Raw genomic sequence first — 15,215 nt, forward strand, 5'->3', positions numbered from 1 at the left:
TTGGCTCTGTGCCGACGTCGCTCCTGACTGACTGGTCGTCTCAAGCGGTCCTAAGGAGCTAACCCATGGATCTCCACGACAGCCATAACATCCATCGGTGCGTTGCCGAGGGCATCGGCACTTTCTGGCTGACCTTCGCCGGCTGCGGCAGCGCCGTCATTGCTGCCGGTTTCCCGGATGTGGGTATCGGCCTGCTCGGCGTGTCGCTCGCCTTCGGCCTGAGCGTCGTGACCATGGCCTATGCCATAGGCCACATCTCGGGCTGCCACCTCAACCCGGCGGTCACCGTCGGTCTCGCGGCAGGGGGGCGCTTTCCGAAGCAGGATATCCTGCCCTACGTGGTGTCGCAGGTGGTAGGCGCGGTGATCGGTGCGGCAGCGCTGTACGCCATCGCGATCGGAGCGCCTGGCTTCGACCTTGCCAAGGGCTTCGCCGCCAACGGCTACGGCGCGCACTCGCCGGGTCAGTACAGCATGATTTCCGGATTCATCGCCGAGGTGGTGCTGACGATGATGTTCCTGTTCATCATCATGGGAGCGACCCATGGCAAGGCGCCAGTAGGATTCGCCCCCATCGCCATCGGCCTCGGTCTGACGCTGATCCACCTCGTCGGGATCCCGATCACCAACACCTCCGTGAATCCCGCGCGCAGCACGGGTCCGGCGCTGTTTGCCGGCGGCTGGGCATTGGCGCAACTCTGGATGTTCTGGGTCGCGCCGCTGATCGGCGGCGCCTTGGGCGGCATCCTCTACCGCTGGCTCAGCGAGGAGCCCTCGGCTCAAGTCACCGGCATCGCTCCCGCTGCGCCAGCCGAGTGACCATGTGAGGAGGAAGTCAATGTTCCCATTAGGCCGGTAAAGACGGCCGCGATGGTTAGCTGGTTGGGACCAGGGATTGTGAACGCCTATGGCAACACAGTTGGGAGCCTGCCATGCCAACCGTCGCTCAGGTTATCGTGTGGGTCATCGTTGGGCTTATCGGCGGCAGCCTCGTGGGTCTTCTCATCACGTGGAGGCGCAAGGGGTTCGGTTTCTTTCAGAACCTCGGCATGGGCTTGATCGGTGCCTTGATTGGCGGATTGCTTTTCCGGCTGTTCGACTTCTTCCCCAAACTCGATGAAATTGCGATCTCACTCCGCGATATCATTGCCGCTTGTGTCGGATCGCTTCTGGTCCTCGTCGTGCTCTGGATCTGGGAGCGGATCAGACATGCGTCGTGAGCGGAGGTAGCTATCAGCGTCGAGGTTGCAGGGCGCATGGATACATCGGAAGTTTTCAGTTTCGTATCAGGGCCAGATCAGTCGTGGCGCGAACAGGGCCATCCACTCCAATGCGATCCATGACGATGATCCGGAGCCGATCCGCATCGATACTCGCGACCCTCAGATTAGCAGTCGTATCGCCGTAGAGGGGTTTCGGCCACGTAATCGTCAGATCAAGGTCGGCTCCCGTCTGCCTGCCCGATAGCTGCGCCGTACCCACGCGCGATCCCGTGTAAGTGCCTGTGACCCGGCCGGATTGTGGATCCCAGGCAAGATCGACGCTGATGGATCGCGTTATGATCAGAAGGGCGCGGCACGTGCCGCGGAACGATAGGCTCGTAGCGCCTTGCCGTGACGACGTGAACCGGCATTGGACGTGATGAGAATTGGCGTTGGGTCCCTCCAAAATTGTTCCGGATGCTGCGAAGAAGCCGAGATATCGGTCAAGAGCGTCAGTTCCGGCTTCCACACCTCCGATCATGCCGAGCGGGATCAGGAGCCTGCAGGACAACCGGGGCCAAGAGAAACTCATTGTTGCTTCCTCCTAGGTGTTGGGCCGCCAAAGCCGAAGCAGGCGCTCAGCACCAGGGGCGACGGCGCTCGAATGGCAAGACACGCTGCTGCGCCCCAGAAGTATTGCCTTAGTGGGACGCAACAATGACAGAACAGGTTGATTCCGAGAAGATCGGTCTCGCAGGGACCCTGTTGCATCGCCGCTGCGCAGCAGGAACCCGGCACCACGGCGCAGACGGCTTCCACCTCGATCGCCTCCAATGTCGCTCAGCAGTTCTACGAGAGCATCCTGGTCTCCATCAGTCATAGGATCAGCCGTGGGCTTGCGTATCATTCGGACTTCGGCTCAGGCTTGACCGCACAAGACAAGCCTTTGACAATTTTGAGCTAGTCCGGAGAAATCCAGATCCCAACCTCGCGCGAACGCAAACGAGAGGTCTTTGCCGATCCACGCAATGATTTCTCGTCCATCTATTCCATAGCTGATGGAGAGATTGACCCGATGGATCGTGAAATCGACCGACTTTCGGCGCCCAGGGCCTGCGAAAGGGTGCTGGCCGTCAGATACTAGGTGTAACCTGTGCTGTCGGCGGATGGTAATTGCTTCCGATCAGGAGCATGATGGATCCTGCATTCATTTCTGACGAAGGAGCGATCCATGCTCAAGATCCGACATGCTCTGCGTTGTAGTCTCCTTGCCCTCGCGGCGACGCTCGCTCCGGTTCTGACGGCGCCGAGTTGGGCCGCAACTGGTACGGTCCATGTCGAGATCGCCAAGGCAGGGTTCATTGTCGGCGTGGGCGGCGGCAGGGGGACGCTCGTGTTTCAGGGGCGGCGTTATCCGCTGCGTGTCGGTGGCCTGAGCTTTGGCGCAACAATCGGAGCCTCGAAGGCCGACCTGATGGGGCGCGCCTACAATCTGCGCCAGGCCTCCGATATCGCGGGCACCTATACGGCTGTTGGAGTGGGAGCCGCTGCCGGCGGCGGCGCATCGACCATACGGCTACAAAACAACAAGGGCGTTGTGCTCGACCTCCGTGGCCGCACCATCGGACTGGAGCTGAACGCTAACGTGAGTGGCGTGGAGATAAGCCTTCCTTGAATTCCGATGAATCTAACCATCAGCGCGGGCTGGCCCAAAGTGTCACCACTTTGTCTCCTTTGGTCAAGCACGAGAGTTGTGCCGGACTACAGTGGCTAAGGCTTGATACGGCGTTTTGGCCTGAGTCAGGCTGCCTGCGATTGCGATGACTTTGCATCCGAGGAATATACAGACCGAAAGCACTTACGTCCTGCAGTGAAAAGCCCCGGACAGGCCTCAGCCTGGAGCAGCCACACGGCGACCTGCGCGGTCTATCGCCCTTGAACAGAAGAACAGCTGATGGAGGCGGACATGAAGGTCCTGCTCGCATTTTCGGCACTGGTGTCCGGGTTCCTTGCTGCAGGCACTGAAGAAGCCCGTGCCGTGGTTTACTGCCAGTACGTCAATTACCCTGTGGGTTGTGTCGTCAGACCTGGCGTCGTGCTGCGGCCGCGCCCTGTCGCGCGTGCCGTAGCAACCCCCGGCGTCGGTGCACCAGGCGTCGGAGTGCGGCCTGGAACGCCCATGAACCGTGGCGGCCCCGTCAACCGCGTGGGCAGGCGGTGAGATATCTTGTTGTGATTTGTTCCGGGGAGGTGAGCCTTTGTCCTCCTCCATGAAATCGTCCCAGACGGATTGGACTCGCTATGCGCATTTCGGGCGCAAGATCCCCGAGGTTCCATGGAGTGGCGCAAGGGGATAAATCATTGGACCTGAACGCGCGTTCCCTTGATACGGCGCCTGTGCCTTCTCCCATGATCGACAACGTTCTTCGCATTGGGCTTGTGGGTGTGCTGGTCTATGCCTGCGCTCGGATCGTACTGCCCTTCGCTTTCATTCTGATGTGGTCCGCGATTCTCGCGGTGATGCTGTATCCGCTGCATCTCCGCTTGGCCACACGGCTCGGGGATCGTGGATCAGCATTGCTGATCGGGCTGATTGGCGTTGCTGTGATATTGGGGCCGTTGGTTATCACGATAACGTCGCTTGCGACTTCAATTTATTCGCTGATCTCGAACGTGGAGAGCCAGAACGTGGGATTGCCGCCACCGCCACTATGGCTCGATGGGACCCCTCTGGTTGGCCGGAAACTGACGGAGATCTGGACGCTCGTCGCCACCAACCTTCCGGCTGCACTGACACAATACGGCCACTTGATGAGCAAGCCACTGGCATGGCTAGCGTCATTCGCTGGCGGCTTGGCGATCGCCGAACTCTCACTCGTTCTGTCATTTGCGATCGCTGCCGTACTGGTCATTTATGGTAAGGGCGCCATCGAATTTGCCCGTCGCTTCTTGGAGCGGGTCACCGGCAGCAGGGAGCGTGCGGTACAGTTGGTCGCGCTGACGGCAGCCACGATCCGCGGCGTGGCGCTTGGTGTGATTGGCGTTGCGCTGATCCAGTCGGTGCTCTTAGGCATTGGCTTCTTTGCCATCGGACTTCAGGCGGCCGGCCCTCTGACGCTTATTGCGCTCTTGCTCGGGATCATGCAGGTGCCGCTGATCTTGCTGACGCTGCCGGTTGTCGGCTATGTCTTTGCGACCGAAGCAACCCAGCCGGCGCTCATCTTCCTGGTCTGGAATGTGATCGTCGGCCTCAGCGACAACATCCTTCGGCCCCTGATGCTCGGCCGTGGTGTGGAAGTACCCATGCCGGTCATCCTGATGGGTGTCATCGGCGGCATGATTGTCGACGGACTTGTCGGCCTGTTTGTCGGACCCGTACTCCTGGCTGTCAGTTACGTGCTGCTGCTGGAATGGTTGCGGCAACGCCCGGCCGATGGCCGGAATCCCGATGAGAACCCCAATGACGAGCCAGCGTCGTAATTGCGGCTTCCGATCCAACCACTCCACGCTCGTCAGCCCGCCGTGCCCATCGCTCAGCCCTTTGGTCTGCGCTGAGGTAACGACAGGTTCGGAGCAGGACCTGCCCCGAACTTCCGGAAATAGAAGGATATGCTCCCGGCATGGGGCGTCCAGAAGACGTTCGAACACCTCCAGGGGGCATAGACGGCAGCCTATGACGGCCGTCGTTTCTCGACCATCCCCGGGTAGTCAGATGCACCGCCCACTGAGCGGCGATATACGGGTGTATCGTTAGCGCCTCGCTGATGTGCTCACTCCTCCATCGATCTGTTGGCCGATCAGAGCGATGGCGCGCTGGTAGACCGAAGCGGAGTTCCAAGCCTGGATCACGCTGAAATTGGCTTCACCGGGCTGATAGCCTGCGCCCGCGCGCCAGCCATGGGCCTTGAGGAAATTGGCCGTGGCGGCGAGTGCGTCGGATGCGTTGTTGAGATCTCCGCCGTTGCCGTAGTTCAGGATGCTCTTGGGCAGGAACTGCGTCTGGCCGATCTCGCCGTGCATGGAGCCGCGCGTGCCTGCCGAGAGCATGCCACGGTCGATCAGGGTCAGGGTGGCGTAGAGTTGATCGGTGAAGAAAGCCGAACGGCGGCAGTCGTAGGCGAGCGTTGCCACAGCCGACAGCGTGTTCTGGTTCCCGCGTTGGCGCCCGAAGGCCGTCTCCATGCCCCAGATCGCGATGAGCGGTCCTGGCGGAACGCCGAAGCGTTGCTCGAGAGATGAGAAGAGCGCCGCCTCGGACTGCTTGAGGGCACGCCCCCGCGCTACGATGGTCGAAGCGCCCCGTTTGGCGAGGAACTGATCCAGCGATAAACGGAAGCTGCGCTGGCCGCGATCGGCCGCAATAGTTGCTGACGCATAGGTCGTATCCAGGAGAGCCGTAACTGCCTCTGCGCTTACACCCCGTGCTCTGGCTTCAACAGCGAATTGCTCCTTCCAGGCGTCGAAGCCAGCTGCCGTGCTGCCGCATTGCGCTGCATGTGCTGTGTTGGCTATCCCCGCAAGCGACAACAATCCAACGACAGCGGCGATTCCGAATCTCCTCGTGAGCATAGGTAAGCCCTTTCCCGTCCATTGCACCAATTGATAAGCTAAGGCATCATCTCGACCATGATGAGGCAAGGCTGCGAGCTGGCGCTTCCTGCATCAGCCGCGACCTTCAAGGCAGGAAATGGTGGGATATCTCACCAAGCCAATATGAGGGTGCATCAGGCTTCAATCGACGGTGATGGCGCCTAAGCCGAAGCCCGTCTTGCCGGGGGTGATCCATATCTCTCCCTCCCCTAGCATCATCCCCTTGTCCCGGACGAACACCGCCTCAAAGGTGGATTCTGCAGCCACCTCCCGAAGACGCGGGCTCATCAGCGTATCCTTGGCTGCGACAAGCTGGTCGCGGTCGCGGATCATCCGCTTGGCCTTGCGCGTCACCGATAGAGGGTACTGGGTGACCCGGGCGAGGAGTTGGACGTCGCCGGACCGGAACGCCGCCTTGACGCGCCGGAAGCTGTAATAGGCGGCCACGGGATCAAAGTTCAGCTTCCTGTAGCTCGCCTCGACCTCGGGCGAAAGCTTGGGCTGGGAAAACCCTGCGTCCGGGGTCTTTTCCGGCAGGTCCATCGAGCGCCGCAGTTCCCGCCCGAGGAGGCTCAAGGCCCTGTGCCGATCATAGAGCGTCTGCAACCTGGGCTCACGGGCCTGTGCCGCTCCGCTTGCAAGGGATCCTGTGATCTCCGGCTCGACTGCGGTCCCGTCAGCTCCGGCATATTGCCCCTTGCGGGAGAACGAGCTCGCTGCCAGTTCGTCAGTAAGCTCGTTGCTGACAATCCACGTCCGTTCCTCTACTTCGGCCAGGACTTGATCGTGCGATGGCTTGAAGCCGGGACCTCTGGCGATATCAGCGGGCAGAGCCTGTAGGAGCTCTTGCGGCTTCGGGGCCTTCGGCTCCTTGGCCGGAACTCGCGGATCCACCTTGTAAGTCCGGCCATAGATCGTGACGAAGAAAGGAGCTGCCTGAGCCGGGGCTATGCAAAGGAAAGCCAGTAGATATCCGGATAATCCGATGATCTTCACTGTGAAGCGAGCCATGGTCGCCTCCATTCCTAAGTTATATCAGTATGGCCAATGCGCTGGCGTGACCGGAAGCCGACATTCGTCCGGCTCACGTCGATCAGCACCAGAAGGGCGACGAGAAGCACTGGAAGGCCACCAGGCACTGCCAATATTGCAGGTAGAATTCGCATCGTGCGTCCCCCATCTGCTGGTGTTGATCGACTGGCACGACATCTCATCATAGACCTCCTGATCAGAGTTGCTTGACCGGTCAAGACAGCGGCTTGCCCTTTCGAGACTAATGCTTGCAAACCGCTTTAAGACTGAAAGAGAGCTTCGTCGTGATGGTCTCGCTCGTCAGCCCCGTGCCGGGCAGGCAAGTTCGCGTCGAGAGGGAGAGAGCCGACCATATGTCGGAGAATAATGATGTCTGCAGGATCGCCTTGGAGCACACCTGGTCCCTATGCCGAGCCCACATGAATCTTTGTATGCAGATCAGATGACTGGCAAACCATTTATATGGATCTAGACATACGGAAGCGGGTCTTCGGATGGCTGAAGAGGGCTCAGGTTATGGCGGTAACAATATTGTTGATGACACTGCTGATACAATGCTCCGTGACCGGATCCTGGCCACAATCCCTCGGTTTAGATCCCGGGACGAGATACTGACGGAAACCCTCGAACAGGGGGCCCGCGATGAGATGGTCTCATCGAAGATTGCCTGACGTCAGGGATCACTCCCTAGCCGATGCAACAAGAAGCCCTGCCCTTTGCAGGGCAGGGTTGAGTGATCTCCTCGCCTTCGGGAGTTGCTCCGAAGTCACAACAGTACGCCATGCCACGCTCTCTCTGTCAAATTTGTAAAGCTATCTGCAAATTGATAGGCATGTATTCACGTCAGCAAGACTGACATTGGATAGCAAAATCATTCGGTGTTGCACCTTTGCTATAGCTCTTCCTAGCAATGGGTTCATACTCTTTCCTTGTGTATCTTTACACAAAAGGGGATTGCCCATGAAATATCGTCTTCTTGGCTTGGTGGCTGCAACTGCTCTCTCTACGGCAACTGTCTCCGCTGCTTCCGCGGCGGACCTTCCGGTTCGCGCAGCACCTCCGGCACCGATCATCGCGGCTGCTCCGATCTTCACCTGGACCGGCTTCTATGCCGGTGTGAATGCCGGCTGGGGCTGGCGCAGCGATGATGAAGAGTCGGTCGTCCTGGCGCCCGCTCCTGGCGTGGTTCCTGGCACGCTGATCTTCCCGGACAGCGGCGACGGCGGGTTCACCGGCGGCGCCCAGATCGGCTACAACTACCAGATCGGCTCCTTCGTGATCGGTCTTGAGACCGACATCCAGTGGGCGGACACCGACGAGGGCGAGGCCGTCAGGTTCGTTCCGGCCGGCGGCGGCGGCCTTTTCGTGCCCGGCACGTTCGACAACAACCTGTCGGATTGGTTCGGCACCGTTCGTGCCCGCGCCGGCGTGGCCTTCGACCGCGTCCTGATCTACGCCACAGGCGGTCTGGCCTACTCGGACAACAGCACCGGCTGGGTGGCGGGTGGTGGCGTCGAATGGGCGCTGCCAGTGAACTGGTTCGGCTCCTCGGCCGTCACCTTCGGCCTCGAAGGATTGTGGCTCAGCTTCGATAATGATGACGATGACTTCGATGGGGTTGTCGGCACCTTCACGCCTGATGGGGGAGGGGCTGCCGTTCCGGTGGTCGCGCCGATCGGGCGGGATGACGACAACGAGTTCTTCGTCGCGCGCGCCAAGCTGAACTTCAAGTTCGGTACATACTGAGGTCACATTCGCTGAATGAAGACGCCCCGCTCGCTTGTTCAGATCGAGCGGGGCATTTCTTTGTTTTCAGGTATCGCGCCTAACCCAAGGGGACGCGTTCAAGGATGCGTAGCCCGCAAAATGACTGGGGTCAGTGTAAGGGGCAGTTTGTCAGGGAGGATGAATTCTGGACGACAGGGAAGAGCTGAGAAACACTGAGCAAAGCTCGTTGCGATGACCGCAATGTACACTGTGCATCAGTGAGAAAACGCCACGCCTCAGAAGTCGCGCTGGACGCGCAGACGGCCTTCCCACGCATCCTGTAAGCTTGTCGACCTGAAGGTGCCAGTCGCATCGCCGGCCGCCGTCGTAAGCGGCACGGCAACCCGGTCGCTGGCATCGACCCTGATGTAAAGCGCCTCGATGCCAATGAGGAAATCCTTCACCGGCGCCCAGATCACATTGGCGCCCAAGCGGTACTCGTTGAAGTCAACCAGGCCGGTGGTCGTCCCGGCCGATCCCGCAGCAATCGTCGCTGCGGTCGTGGGTACCAGGTATTGCGCGATCCCTGGAGCATCGAAGTGCATCCAGGAGCCGAAAACATTCGTCTGGATCGAGGGCGTCCAATTGTGATTGATGCCGCCGGCAACGCCATAAGCCTTATTGGTGTCGAACTCACCCGTGAACGGATTGACGAAGGCATCGGCAAAGGGCAGTCCAAGCGGACCGGCGCTGATGAAGGCATTGCTGATGGGGCTCGCTTGGCCGGCATTGATGTAACCGACGGCTCCATCCGTGTAAGTGGTAGAGATCCAGCCTGTATCGCCGTCGCCGAGGAACGGCAGATTGACATAGGCATGTGCGGCGAGAGCGAAGCCATAATCCGTGTCGGCATAGGTCGGGTTCGGCAGGCCGGTGATGGGATTGATGACGGGAGTCACGACACCGCCGTCTGTGGTGAGGCCAGCGGCCACGTCGCGGATCTGATGCAGAGCGCCCGAGAGCTGTGCTCCGCCCCAGCTCCCCGTGTAGCGGATGTTGGCGACGACATCGGGAAAGCGCTCGCCGGCATAGGTGAACGGGATTGGGGCAAAGACCGGGGCCGGACTGGCCACGCCAAACAGAGGGAAGTCGAGCTCGTTGTTGACCCGGCGCTCAAGCCCGTCCTCCAGCGACAAGGTGGCGGAGAAGCCGTTGCCGAACGAGAAGGTGTAGGCCAGCAGGTCCACTTCCGCATTGGCCGGATCGTCGAACCGCAGGTCGCCGAAGTTCGGGGCCGGCAAGTTCGGATCGGTGAAGAAAGAAACGGCGCGTCCGGCCGTCAGCCCGCCGAACTGAACGAAGGCCTGGGCGATGTTGGGGTTTGTGGAGATGCCGCCGCCCGTGTACGCACCGCTGCTGCGGGTGATTTCCATGCGGATGTAGGTGCGCAGCAAGCCGTAAGCCGTTGCAGTGCGGGCGTCGAGGTTCAGGCGTCCCCGGGCGCGGAAGCCGATGGCGTCCTGGGAGCGGTCCGTCGGCTCGACGTACAGATACTCGGCACGCACGCGGCCGCCGACGCGCAGGCAGGTTTCCGTGCCGGGAATGTAGAAGAAGCCGGCTCCGTAGGTAGAGCAGACGCGAACGTATTCGACCGGCGTTGCGGACTTGGCGGGCAGGTCGGCGGCCTGTGCTCCGCCGGTCATGATCGCCACAGATCCAAGCAGCACAGTTCGAATGGACGCCATGATACAAGCTCCAAGACAAGGCTCAGTCGTTTCGATGAAAAATTGAGCAGAAAGGTGAATAATCGTCAAGCAAAGTTTGAGAGACGAGCGCCTGCCATTACGCAAAGTCGTTCGATGTTGCCAAACAGCATCAAGTCATGAGGCGATGGTTCTTCATTCAACTTAGGAGGACCTGAACGGCAATGATCTTGACGATGGTCATGCTCGGGAAACAAATTGCGTAACCAATGTCCGTCCTCTCGGTAGGGGCCAAGCGTCCAGCCGCGACGACGATGGCGGGATTGCCGGTCGAGCCGGCACAAACGCCGAGCAGATCGTCGAAGGGAATACGCAGGAGATATCCGACCACCAGCACGATCAGCACCAGGGTGAGTAGGACGGCGGCACCGCCAAGGAGGATCTGAATCCCATTGGTGGCGACGGTCTGGACGAAGGGACCTCCCGCGCCGATGGCGACCGCGCCGATGAACACCGATAGGCCAAGATTTCGGAGGACCAGGTTGGCGACCATCGGAATTCTCCAGCCCAAGGGGCCGGTCCGACCGAGCCAGCCGAGGACGAGCGCCATGACGAGCGGTCCGCCGGCGACGCCCAGGCTGAAGGTGCCGCCTCCCGGCAGAGGCACAGGAATCATGCCGAGGAGAAGGCCAAGGGCGATCCCGACGCCGATCGAAACGAAGGACAACTCCGCATTGCCCTTGATGCTGTCGCCGAAATGGCGCTGCACTTCGGCCTTCCGGTCCGAGGGTACCGCAGCCACGAGCAGATCACCGAACTCGAGCGTCATGTCGGAGGACGCGATAATGTCGGCGTCACCGCGGCGGATATGCGAGATGATGACGGGAAAGTCGGGAAGCGGGATCTCCCGCACGTTCTTGCCGACGAAGGCAGCCTTTGAAACATAGACACGAACGACATCGTAATTGGCGCGATCACGGCTTATGCGCCCCGGGTCCTCTCGTCCCATGGCTGCCTTTGCCTGCTCGATACTCGTTGGGCTTCCGACCAGCAGCAATCCATCGCCTTCATGGAGTCTCGTCCCGGCGACAGGCGGTGCATTCACATGATGCTGGCGCACCGCGATGATCTTGATGTCGGACGGCAAAGTCGCGGAAATATCTTCAACTGTCTGATCCTCGTAATTCGACTCGAGCGTCAGCTCCGCGACTCGTACGTTTTGCGACGGCGCCTTGAATGTTGGTTTCACCAAAGCAGTCATGATGGTCATAAGGACGATGGGTCCGACGACGCCGAATGGATAGGATACAGAATAGCCGATCGCGGGGTCCTGGTTGCCCGCCGCTGCCAGAGCTGCCTGTAGAGTCGGGGTGCTCGTCCCGGAGCCGGCAAACAACCCGGCGGCTGTCGCGACTGAGATCCCGAGGGGCGCAGCAAGCGACATCGCGACGAGGAGCGAAGCGATCACGGCTCCGGCTGCGAGGGCGATGTACTTGATACCGGGGCCGCGCAGGCTGGCAAAGAACTGCGGTCCGTATTGAATGCCGACACCGTACACGAACATCACGAGGCCAAGCGTGCCGACCAGCCCGGGAGGCGTCGCCTTTGGGGCAATGGCGCCGATGATGAGGCCGGTGAACAGAACGGCGCCCGCACCGAAGGAGACTCCGGCAATCGAGATCTGCCCGATCGCATAACCGGTGGCGATGGCGAGAAACAGTGCCAGCAAGGGCGATGTTTCAAGCAATGTACGAACAATATCGAGCATCGAAGCCTTCACCTCGCACGACAGCCGGCATCCCGAAATTGACCGAGTACCCGCGCCACCAGATCAGGGGAGGGAGATGGAGTATCGGAAAGCTCGTAATTCAGACCCATCGCCTTCCATTTGAAGGTACCCATCTGATGAAATGGGAGAACCTCGACCCACTCCACGTTGCGCATCGGTGCGACGAAGCGGGCGATGCCCTCGACATTGGCGGGATCGTCAGTCAGGCCTGGGACCAACACAAACCGCGCCCAGACCGGTTTACCGAGAGCAGCCAAGCGCTCCGCGAATTGAATGGTCGGACGTATGTCCTGACCCGTGGTGCGACGATAGGTTTCAGGGTCCCAGGATTTGATGTCGAGCAGCACGAGATCGACATAACGCAGATACTCGTCGTCAGCGCGGGCACCGAGAAAGCCCGAGGTGTCCAGCGCTGTGTGCAACTCCATGCCCTTGGCCGCTGCGAAGAGCCTCTTGGTGAAGTGTAGTTGGACCAGCGGCTCTCCTCCCGATATCGTCAGGCCGCCATCCATGGCCCGTAGCGGTGCGGCATAAGCCTGAAGCGCGGTTCTCGCGCGCTCGAACGAGACACGGGTGCCGTCCTTGAGGTGCCAAGTGTCGGGATTATGGCAATAGAGGCATCGCAGCAGGCAGCCGCTCATGAAGACCGTCACGCGGATGCCCGGTCCGTCCACGGTAGACCCGGTCTCGTAGGAGTGGATCCATCCGAAGTCGCCTCGGGGATCGTTGAAGGTGTCGGTCTCCGGAGCGTCCGGGGATCGCGCCTGTTGCAGGGCGTACCGGCTGTGGGCCCAGGGCTCGTCCGTCATGTTGTCAAGCCTCACTCACCATGAAAAGTCCGGCCGATGACGTCCATCTGCTGCTCCCGGGTGAGACGCACGAAGTTGACCGCATAGCCCGAGACCCGGATCGTCAGCTGCGGGTACTTGTCCGGATGCTCCATTGCATCGATCAGCGTATCGCGGTTGAGAACGTTGAGGTTCATGTGGAACCCGCCCTGGCCGCAATAGGTGTCGAGCACCTTCACAGCCTGCGAGATTTTCTCGCCCTGATCATGCCGATTGAAGCTCGGCGTGACCGACACCGTGTAGCTGATGCCGTCCTGCGCATCCGCGTACGGAAGCTTGGCGACCGACAGGCACGAAGCGAGCCATCCATGGCTGTCACGGCCATGCATCGGGTTGGCGCCCGGGGCAAAAGGCTCGCCGGCCTTGCGTCCATCGGGCGTGTCGCCCGTGTTCCTGCCATAGACGACATTGCTCGTGATGGTGAGCACCGACTGCGTATGGACCGCGTTACGATAAGTAGGGTGCTTGCGGATCTTTTTCATGAAGGTGGAGACGAGGTCAGCTGCAATGCTGTCGACGCGATCGTCATTGTTGCCGTATTGCGGGTAATCGCCCGTGATCTCGTAACTGACGACCAGCCCGTCGTCACGGCGGATCGGTTTGACCTTCGCATGCTTGATCGCGGAAAGGCTGTCGGCCACCACCGACAGGCCGGCGATGCCGAACGCCATCGTACGCAGGATCTGCTGGTCATGCAGCGCCATTTCCAGGCGCTCGTAGTAGTACTTGTCATGCATGTAGTGGATGCAGTTCATGGCATGGACATAGGTCCGCGCCAGCCACTCCATCATAGTGTCGAACTTCGCCACCACATCATCATAGTCGAGGACATCGCCGGTCACTGGCGCTGCCGCAGGACCTACTTGGTCGCCGCTGACCTCGTCCCTCCCGCCGTTGATGGCATAGAGCAGGCACTTTGCGAGATTGACGCGCGCGCCGAAGAACTGCATCTGATTGCCGATGCGCATAGCCGACACACAGCATGCGATGCCGTAATCGTCACCCCAGTACGGGCGCATGAGGTCATCGTTCTCGTACTGAATGGATGATGTTTCTGCCGAGAGCTTGATGCAGTAGCGCTTGAAGCCGTCAGGGAGCTGCTTCGACCAGAGCACCGTCATGTTGGGCTCCGGGGCCGGGCCTAGATTCGTCAGCGTATGCAACATGCGGAAACTCGTCCGAGTGACGAGAGGCCGCCCGTTGAGATCCATGCCGCCGACGCACTCGGTCGCCCAATAGGGATCCCCCGAGAACAGCGCATCGTAGTCGGGCGTGCGCAGGAAGCGCACGATACGGAGCTTTTGGACAAATTGATCGATGAGCTCTTGCGCACCGGCCTCATCAAGAGCGCCGCTCTTCAGGTCGCGCTCGATATAGATGTCGAGGAAGGAGGAAACACGGCCGATGGACATGGCCGCGCCATTCGCTTCCTTGATGGCTCCGAGATAGCCGAAATAGGTCCATTGCACCGCTTCACGCGCATTCGACGCTGGTTTCGTGATGTCGCAGCCATAGCTTTGAGCCATAGTCGCCAGATCGGTGAGAGCCCGCATCTGCTCGGCCAACTCCTCCCGCTCCCGAATGACGTCGTCCGTCGGCCACTTGGCGTCGAGCAGGGCTCGCTCGGCCCTCTTGGCGGCCAGCAACCTGTCGGTTCCGTACAACGCCACGCGGCGATAGTCGCCGATGATCCGTCCGCGGCCATAGGCATCTGGCAGGCCCGTAATGATGTGGCTGCGCCGACAGGCCATGATCTCCGGGGTATAGGCGTCGAAGACACCCTCGTTGTGAGTCTTGCGATACTTTGTAAAGACATCATGTACGATGGGATCCGGTTCGATTCCGGCCGCTTTCAAACCGGCCTCGACCATGCGCAAACCGCCATATGGCATGATGGCTCGACGGAACGGCGCATCGGTCTGCAGCCCGACAATCAGCTCGTTGTCGCGGTCGATATAGCCGGGGCCATGTGCGGTGAGCGAGGATGGGGTTTTGGCGTCGACATCCAGAACACCCTTCCGGATCTCTTCTTTGAAGTAGGGCTGCAGCTTATCCCAGACCGCCTTTGTCCGCTCGCTGGGTTCCACGAGGAAGCCTTCGTCCCCGTCATAGGGTGTGACGTTCCGCTGAATGAAATCGCGGACGTCGATGGTTTGTTGCCACCGTCCGGGCGCGAAGCCTATCCACTCTCTCATGAACCCTCCCGTATCCGATCCATCGATCTGATCGGATGGTGGAGAGGCGCCTGCCCGACGAGGCTTTGAATCTTGCTTCGGAGAATCCGTGGACGTCTGAGCAGCAATAGCTTCATCGGGCATGGCGGCCTCCTCCCATGATAGTCATGG

13 protein-coding genes are annotated in these 15,215 nt (G+C 60.4%); 6 read left to right on the forward strand and 7 right to left on the reverse strand.

Features of this window, described 5'->3' with window-relative positions:
* Window positions 1-65 precede the first annotated feature (65 nt).
* The gene (gene aqpZ / locus ILT44_RS11655; protein WP_204239750.1) at window positions 66-818 is read left to right on the forward strand and encodes an aquaporin Z; all 753 of its coding nucleotides are present in this window, start codon (window positions 66-68) and stop codon (window positions 816-818) included.
* A gap of 113 nt (window positions 819-931) precedes the next feature.
* The gene (locus ILT44_RS11660) at window positions 932-1,219 is read left to right on the forward strand and encodes a GlsB/YeaQ/YmgE family stress response membrane protein (RefSeq protein ID WP_204239751.1); all 288 of its coding nucleotides are present in this window, start codon (window positions 932-934) and stop codon (window positions 1,217-1,219) included.
* 55 nt (window positions 1,220-1,274) lie between these two features.
* On the opposite strand, the gene ILT44_RS11665 is transcribed toward ILT44_RS11660, so the two are convergent.
* Complete coding sequence (locus ILT44_RS11665; protein ID WP_204239752.1) at window positions 1,275-1,793, reverse strand: hypothetical protein; 519 nt, start codon at window positions 1,791-1,793, stop codon at window positions 1,275-1,277.
* A 639-nt stretch (window positions 1,794-2,432) separates the two neighbouring features.
* On the opposite strand from ILT44_RS11665, the gene ILT44_RS11670 reads away from it, so the two are divergent.
* From ILT44_RS11670 to ILT44_RS11675, 3 genes are all read left to right on the forward strand, one after another.
* Window positions 2,433-2,876: a lipid-binding SYLF domain-containing protein gene (locus tag ILT44_RS11670; RefSeq protein ID WP_204239753.1), complete on the forward strand. Its 444-nt coding sequence runs from the start codon at window positions 2,433-2,435 to the stop codon at window positions 2,874-2,876.
* 291 nt (window positions 2,877-3,167) lie between these two features.
* Window positions 3,168-3,422, forward strand: a complete 255-nt coding sequence (locus ILT44_RS30790) for a hypothetical protein (RefSeq protein WP_239468119.1) — start codon at window positions 3,168-3,170, stop codon at window positions 3,420-3,422.
* Window positions 3,423-3,610: 188 nt separating this feature from the next.
* Window positions 3,611-4,681, forward strand: a complete 1,071-nt coding sequence (locus ILT44_RS11675) for an AI-2E family transporter (RefSeq protein WP_204239754.1) — start codon at window positions 3,611-3,613, stop codon at window positions 4,679-4,681.
* Window positions 4,682-4,951: 270 nt separating this feature from the next.
* Here the strand turns inward: ILT44_RS11675 and ILT44_RS11680 are convergent, their stop codons facing one another.
* Window positions 4,952-5,770 (reverse strand): lytic murein transglycosylase, encoded by an 819-nt coding sequence (locus ILT44_RS11680; protein WP_204239755.1) that lies wholly within the window; start codon window positions 5,768-5,770, stop codon window positions 4,952-4,954.
* Window positions 5,771-5,932: 162 nt separating this feature from the next.
* Window positions 5,933-6,802, reverse strand: coding sequence for a hypothetical protein (locus ILT44_RS11685; protein WP_204239756.1), 870 nt, complete (start codon window positions 6,800-6,802; stop codon window positions 5,933-5,935).
* A gap of 981 nt (window positions 6,803-7,783) precedes the next feature.
* On the opposite strand from ILT44_RS11685, the gene ILT44_RS11690 reads away from it, so the two are divergent.
* Window positions 7,784-8,569, forward strand: a complete 786-nt coding sequence (locus ILT44_RS11690) for an outer membrane protein (RefSeq protein ID WP_204239757.1) — start codon at window positions 7,784-7,786, stop codon at window positions 8,567-8,569.
* Between the two features lie 257 nt (window positions 8,570-8,826).
* Here the strand turns inward: ILT44_RS11690 and ILT44_RS11695 are convergent, their stop codons facing one another.
* The 4 genes from ILT44_RS11695 to pflB all read right to left on the reverse strand — a co-directional run bounded on the left by ILT44_RS11695 (window position 8,827) and on the right by pflB (window position 15,065).
* Window positions 8,827-10,275, reverse strand: a complete 1,449-nt coding sequence (locus ILT44_RS11695) for a porin (protein ID WP_204239758.1) — start codon at window positions 10,273-10,275, stop codon at window positions 8,827-8,829.
* A 157-nt stretch (window positions 10,276-10,432) separates the two neighbouring features.
* Window positions 10,433-12,001, reverse strand: a complete 1,569-nt coding sequence (locus tag ILT44_RS11700; protein ID WP_204239759.1) for an aspartate:alanine exchanger family transporter — start codon at window positions 11,999-12,001, stop codon at window positions 10,433-10,435.
* Between the two features lie 8 nt (window positions 12,002-12,009).
* Entirely contained in the window at window positions 12,010-12,831 is an 822-nt protein-coding gene (pflA, locus tag ILT44_RS11705) for a pyruvate formate-lyase-activating protein (RefSeq protein ID WP_204239760.1), read from the reverse strand.
* 11 nt (window positions 12,832-12,842) lie between these two features.
* Window positions 12,843-15,065 (reverse strand): formate C-acetyltransferase, encoded by a 2,223-nt coding sequence (gene pflB, locus ILT44_RS11710; RefSeq protein ID WP_204239761.1) that lies wholly within the window; start codon window positions 15,063-15,065, stop codon window positions 12,843-12,845.
* Window positions 15,066-15,215 lie beyond the last annotated feature (150 nt).

The sequence above is a fragment of the Microvirga arvi genome, assembly GCF_016892765.1.
Lineage (GTDB): Bacteria > Pseudomonadota > Alphaproteobacteria > Rhizobiales > Beijerinckiaceae > Microvirga > Microvirga arvi.

Excerpts from the sequence above, each read along its gene's own strand:
- aqpZ (WP_204239750.1), top strand. The coding sequence starts at position 66 with ATGGATCTCCACGACAGCCATAACATCCATCGGTGCGTTGCCGAGGGC.
- ILT44_RS11660 (WP_204239751.1), top strand. The coding sequence starts at position 932 with ATGCCAACCGTCGCTCAGGTTATCGTGTGGGTCATCGTTGGGCTTATC.
- ILT44_RS11680 (WP_204239755.1), bottom strand. The coding sequence starts at position 5,770 with ATGCTCACGAGGAGATTCGGAATCGCCGCTGTCGTTGGATTGTTGTCG.
- pflA (WP_204239760.1), bottom strand. The coding sequence starts at position 12,831 with ATGACGGACGAGCCCTGGGCCCACAGCCGGTACGCCCTGCAACAGGCG.
- pflB (WP_204239761.1), bottom strand. The coding sequence starts at position 15,065 with ATGAGAGAGTGGATAGGCTTCGCGCCCGGACGGTGGCAACAAACCATC.
- ILT44_RS30790 (WP_239468119.1), top strand. The coding sequence starts at position 3,168 with ATGAAGGTCCTGCTCGCATTTTCGGCACTGGTGTCCGGGTTCCTTGCT.
- ILT44_RS11695 (WP_204239758.1), bottom strand. The coding sequence starts at position 10,275 with ATGGCGTCCATTCGAACTGTGCTGCTTGGATCTGTGGCGATCATGACC.
- ILT44_RS11700 (WP_204239759.1), bottom strand. The coding sequence starts at position 12,001 with ATGCTCGATATTGTTCGTACATTGCTTGAAACATCGCCCTTGCTGGCA.
- ILT44_RS11685 (WP_204239756.1), bottom strand. The coding sequence starts at position 6,802 with ATGGCTCGCTTCACAGTGAAGATCATCGGATTATCCGGATATCTACTG.
- ILT44_RS11675 (WP_204239754.1), top strand. The coding sequence starts at position 3,611 with ATGATCGACAACGTTCTTCGCATTGGGCTTGTGGGTGTGCTGGTCTAT.
- ILT44_RS11670 (WP_204239753.1), top strand. The coding sequence starts at position 2,433 with ATGCTCAAGATCCGACATGCTCTGCGTTGTAGTCTCCTTGCCCTCGCG.
- ILT44_RS11690 (WP_204239757.1), top strand. The coding sequence starts at position 7,784 with ATGAAATATCGTCTTCTTGGCTTGGTGGCTGCAACTGCTCTCTCTACG.
- ILT44_RS11665 (WP_204239752.1), bottom strand. The coding sequence starts at position 1,793 with ATGAGTTTCTCTTGGCCCCGGTTGTCCTGCAGGCTCCTGATCCCGCTC.